Source organism: Blastomonas natatoria (genome assembly GCF_003201955.1).
GTDB lineage: Bacteria > Pseudomonadota > Alphaproteobacteria > Sphingomonadales > Sphingomonadaceae > Blastomonas > Blastomonas natatoria.
Genome location: NZ_QJJM01000038.1, coordinates 1 through 5,017 on the forward strand (window position 1 = coordinate 1; position 5,017 = coordinate 5,017).

Annotated in this window: 4 protein-coding genes; 3 read left to right on the forward strand and 1 reads right to left on the reverse strand. The window is 57.2% G+C overall.

All coding sequences use genetic code 11. From position 1 onward, the window contains the following. The first annotated feature begins 85 nt into the window (after positions 1 to 85). From C7451_RS19460 to C7451_RS19470, 3 genes are all read left to right on the forward strand, one after another. A complete protein-coding gene (locus tag C7451_RS19460) occupies positions 86 to 1,567 on the forward strand; it encodes a SulP family inorganic anion transporter (RefSeq protein ID WP_110300466.1) in 1,482 nt (493 codons plus the stop codon). Then, positions 1,564 to 2,214 carry a carbonic anhydrase gene (locus C7451_RS19465; protein WP_066112710.1) on the forward strand — a complete coding sequence of 217 codons (651 nt, stop codon included), beginning with the start codon at positions 1,564 to 1,566 and terminating at the stop codon, positions 2,212 to 2,214. Before C7451_RS19460 ends, C7451_RS19465 begins: the two co-directional genes overlap by 4 nt. Before the next feature lie 584 nt (positions 2,215 to 2,798). Beyond that, entirely contained in the window at positions 2,799 to 4,271 is a 1,473-nt protein-coding gene (locus C7451_RS19470) for a phospholipase D-like domain-containing protein (RefSeq protein ID WP_060979385.1), read from the forward strand. A gap of 201 nt (positions 4,272 to 4,472) precedes the next feature. Here the strand turns inward: C7451_RS19470 and C7451_RS20545 are convergent, their stop codons facing one another. After that, on the reverse strand, positions 4,473 to 4,826 hold the full coding sequence (locus C7451_RS20545) for a transposase (protein ID WP_208625260.1): 354 nt from the start codon (positions 4,824 to 4,826) through the stop codon (positions 4,473 to 4,475). Positions 4,827 to 5,017 lie beyond the last annotated feature (191 nt).

Below are 5,017 nucleotides of genomic sequence, written 5' to 3' on the forward strand. Positions count from 1 at the left end.
GGCAACCGCCTGGCTGTTCATCGCCTCAATCCAGCTCCTCGCACGCCGCATCGCAAGAGCCTGAAATCCAACGCGATAGTTTTGAATCAGACTCTCAGGAGCACCCCTATTCTCTGGCCTGATAGCAGGTATTGTCGGCGGCATTGTAGTCGGCGGCCTGTCAAGGTCTCCGCTGTCCGTCAGCGGTCCTGCCGCAGGTCTTACGGTGATTGTACTCGACACGATTAATTCGCTACCTAGCTATCAAGTTTTCTTGTCGGTAGTTGTTTTGGCGGGTTTGATACAGCTTGCGCTCTCTGCAGCCCGCGCAGGTATTTTAGGTGAGTTCATTCCCTCCTCGGTGATCTCAGGTATGTTGGCATCAATCGGGCTCATTCTTGTTCTCAAACAAATTCCGTTCGCGATCGGTTACGAGGTCGAGGCTGAGGGTAGCTTTGAGTTCGCCTCGGGAGACGGGAACACGTTCACAAACCTGTTCGTGTTCCTGAGCCGCAAATTCGAGCCGGGGGCGCTGATCATCAGTCTCGCGGGACTTGCCTTCTTATTCTGGTGGGACAGCGCGAAACCCAAGCAGGGGCCGTTCAGTTTCTTGCCAGGCCCTTTGGTTGCGGTTCTGATCGGCGTCATAGGTAATGCGCTGCTCGGGGTGATCCTACCTTCCTGGAAGATTGGCACGGAGCATCTTGTTCAGGTGCCAGTCTCCAAAAGCCCGGCCGAATTTACCCAACTTTTCTCCCTTCCCGATTTTTCCGATATCGGGAGTAGCGGCGTTTGGATCGCAGCAGCTACGATTGCCATCGTCGCCAGCCTGGAGTCGATGCTCAGCATCAAGGCCATCGACGAACTCGACCCGCAACGACGCACCACTGACAAGAACCTGGAACTGATGGCCCAGGGTGGCGGCAACATCGTGTCGGGGCTGCTGGGAGGACTGCCGGTGACCTCGGTCATCGTGCGTTCCTCGGCCAACGTCGGTGCGGGCGCACAGAGCAAGGCATCGACGATGTTGCATGGGCTATGGCTGCTGTTGTCGGTCGCGCTGATCCCTATTGTGCTCAACCTCATCCCGCTAGCGGCACTCGCGGCGGTGCTGATCGCTACCGGCTACAAGCTTTGCACTCCCCAGCTTTTTTTGGACCGTTACCGACAAGGCTGGACCCAGTTCATCCCGTTCGCAGTAACCGTGATCGCGATCATGTTCACCAATCTGCTCGAAGGCGTCCTGATCGGCCTTGTGATTGGGTTCGTTTTCGTAATTGCTCGTAATTTTCGAACTGCGGTTACGTTTGCATGCGAGGGCAATGATTGTCTCATCCGCGCTCGGCGCAACCTGTATTTTATTCACAAATATGAACTCGAGAAGCAACTGAACCGCGTTCCCGAAAATTGTAGACTCTTGATTGATTTGTCTGCAACGAACTATGTTGATCTTGATAACGTCGAAATTATCAACTCCTTTATAAAAGCTTCTCAATTCAAATCGATAGATGTTGTTGTTCGCGGCGATCTTGCCGAACGGACATCTCCTTTGATTAACGCCCCCGTAGTTGGAGTGAGGTTCACATGAGAGAGTATAGGCAGCTTCTTGTCGCCAACCGGGCTTGGTCGCAAGAACTTATCGACGAGCGCGCAGACTTTTTCACGCGACAATCCGACGGCCAGAAGCCAGCGTTCTTGTGGATCGGTTGCTCGGACAGCCGGGTCAGCCCCGAACAGATGACCATGACTCCTCCGGGAGGTATGTTCATTCACCGCAACGTCGCCAACCTTGTCAATCCAAGCGATCTCAACCTGATGGCGGCCCTGCAATATGCAGTCGAAGTGCTCAAGGTTCCGCACATCATTGTGTGCGGTCATTATGGGTGTGGTGGCATCAAGGGGGCATTCGAAGGAGGAGCTACTGGTCCACTAGGGCAGTGGCTCGAACATGCGAGTAGCGTTGTGCTCAATCACAAAGACGAGCTCGCGGCCTTGGATAGTGAAGATGCGAAGCTTAACAGACTCGTCGAAATGAACGTCAGAGATCAGCTGATCAACTTGGCCAGAACCGATATAGTTGCAAGCGCATGGAAATACGGTCAACCACTTTGGTTGCATGGCTGGATTTACGACATTCGAGATGGTCATATCAAACCACTGATGGAACTGGATGCAGACTCTTCATTGGAACAGGTCGGCGTTCCAGATAGCGTTCTTTTGTCGCAACCCGGTTAAACCGCAAATAGCATCGCTTTTTATTAGTATAAATTACACTTATACAAAGCATCATTAGCAACACGAGCCTCGTGTGCGCCACCGCCTTTTCAGGACACGCGTGTGATCGAGGATTTCATCAACTAGGAGGTAACAAGCCATGCGTATTGAGAACTGTTTTATGCTCGTCGTATTTGCCGGCGGGCTAGCGGCGTACACGCTTCCGTTCCTGCCAAAGCCTGCCGTTAGCACTCCGGTCTACGATCATGTACCGTGCCGCACCCCAGGGGCCCGGCTCGAAGAACCGGTCGATATCGGCGCGGCTTCCCGAGGAGTCGCTCGACCTGACGCCCAAGCCGGCTCGGCAAGCCCCAAAACACCGACTTGCGTGGTCGAGAGACGGCCGACGCGGTCGCAATAGTAATTGTTAGCTGTCTTAAGGGCTTATTATGTCAGAGAATAAACTCACTCTTCCGAGTGGCTGGGATCGAGAAAAGGAGGAGGAAAGCCTCACACTACGGTCAGTCGTGTTGGGCTCGTTCCTCTGTACGGGTGGCGCGTAGTGACTTGGAAGCGTCGCCATGAACGCTGAGGGTGCCACGCCAATGAGTCGCATAGCCTTACGTCGCGCCTTCTGGCGCGCCGCCAAGGCAAGCCGTGCCACGGTCATCATTGACGCCGATGATTATTTCAGGGCCGCGCGATCGGCGATGCTCAAGGCGAAACGGGTCATCGTACTTGTCGGCTGGGACTTTGATGCCCGTATCCCTTTTGCTGGAGATGGTCTTGACGAGGGCCCGCAAACCCTCGGTGCGTTCATCAGCTGGCTGGTCAAGCGCAGCCCATTGCTTGAAATCCACATTCTCCGGTGGGATACCGGGGCGCTCAAGACGCTATTGCATGGCCGCACCCTGCTTACGATCCTACGCTGGATGCGCGACCCGCAGATCCACCTCAAGCTCGACCGCCACCATCCGTTCGCCGGATCCCATCATCAGAAGATCGTGGTAATCGACGACTGCATGGCCTTTTGCGGTGGCATCGACATGACCCGCGAACGTTGGGATACAAGAGACCATCGGGACGAGGAACCGCGCCGCGTCCGACCGGACGGCACACCGCATGGGCCGTGGCATGATGCGGCGATGGCGCTCGAAGGACCGGTCGCGACCGCTCTTGGCGACGCTTGTCGAGAGCGATGGAACGCCGCCGGCGGACGCCCGATCGCGCCAGTGTCCGATGGAGCGGATTGTTGGCCTGACGGCCTCCAAGCTGATTTCACTGACGTGACCGTCGGCATCTCGCGGACGCTGCCCAAGATGGATGACCAAGAGTCCGTCCACGAGATCGAAACGCTCTATATCGCGCTTATCGCCGGTGCGCGGCGGTTCATCTATGCCGAAAGCCAGTATTTCGCCTCCCGGCGCGTCGCCGAAGCGATCGCGATGCGTCTCAACGAGGCCGATGGCCCGGAAATCGTTATCGTCAATCCGACGACCGCGAACGGTTGGCTGGAGCCGATTGCAATGGACACGGCGCGCGCCAGACTCGTGGCAGAGCTGCAGAAGCGCGACTTGTATGGGCGCTTACGGCTTTATCATCCCTTCACCGCCAATGGGGTGCCGATCTATGTTCATGGCAAGGTCACGATCATCGATGATGTAGTGCTGAGGGTGGGATCATCGAACTTCAACAACCGCTCGCTGCGCCTTGACAGCGAGTGCGACGTGACCATCGACGCGGCCAATACGCCGGAAGCGGGAGTCGAGCGGGTGATCGCGGGCATTCGTAACGGGCTTCTGGCAGAGCATCTCGGCGCTACACGCGAGGTGGTGGCACGCAAGATGGCGGAAACCGGCTCGCTGATCGCGACCATCGCTGCGCTGCAGACGCCGGGACGCTGCCTACGCGAATATGAGGTTCCCGACCTCACCGCGGCGCGAGAATGGCTGGCCGACACCGAACTGCTCGATCCGGAAGGGCCGGACGAAATGTTTGAGCCGCTTTCGCAACGTCGTGGCCTTCTCTTCCACCTGCGGCATCGGCATCGCGGTCGGTCGCGACGCAGTGCTGCCTGACCGCCTGCTTGGTCGATGAGGCGCGCGCTCGCGTGTATACACCGGCACCCGCGGATTCGAGTTGGTTCGTCCGTGCCAAACAGTAAGCGTGTTGTGGAGGCCGCCGGTATTTGCGGATCGGTATCGTGGTCAGAGTATGGCGGTGTTGCGGGGGCGCTCCCTCTTTGTTCCTTCGCAACTAAGACGAAGCCCCAACCCTCCTTAAATCACAACCTCAAATCTGTGCCAAAGGCGCTGACGGGGGACACTAGCGGCGTGGACAAATTTGAACCAGTATCTGACTGCGGCGATATGGACGATGCTGAGGAAACTCTCGGCGAGTTGGTCGTAACGGGTTGCGATAGCGCGGTTGATTTTCACGCGACGGAAGAAGCGTTCGATGTGGTTTCGTTCACCGTAGAGCGCCCGATCATGTTCGATCTTTACCCGGCGGTTTGAACGACCCGGGATTACGGCTTCGATTTTGCGACTGGCGAGGTCTGCGCGGATGGCATCGGCGTCATATCCCTTGTCGGCCAGCAGCGCTTTTGGTGCCTGCTCCGGCAGTGCGATCAGCGTAAGCGGGGCGCTGACCCCACCTTGCGCTGATCGCTGACAGCATCGACTTTGCGCGCCCCTGCAATGATTGAGGCGCTGCTCCTATGATAATCCCTAGTGACGATCCTGTGAGTAGGGGGGCTCAGCGGTTTGAGGTGTTCACCGGCGCTGGCAGGCGCAGGGATTGGCCGCCTGAGGTGAAGGCATCG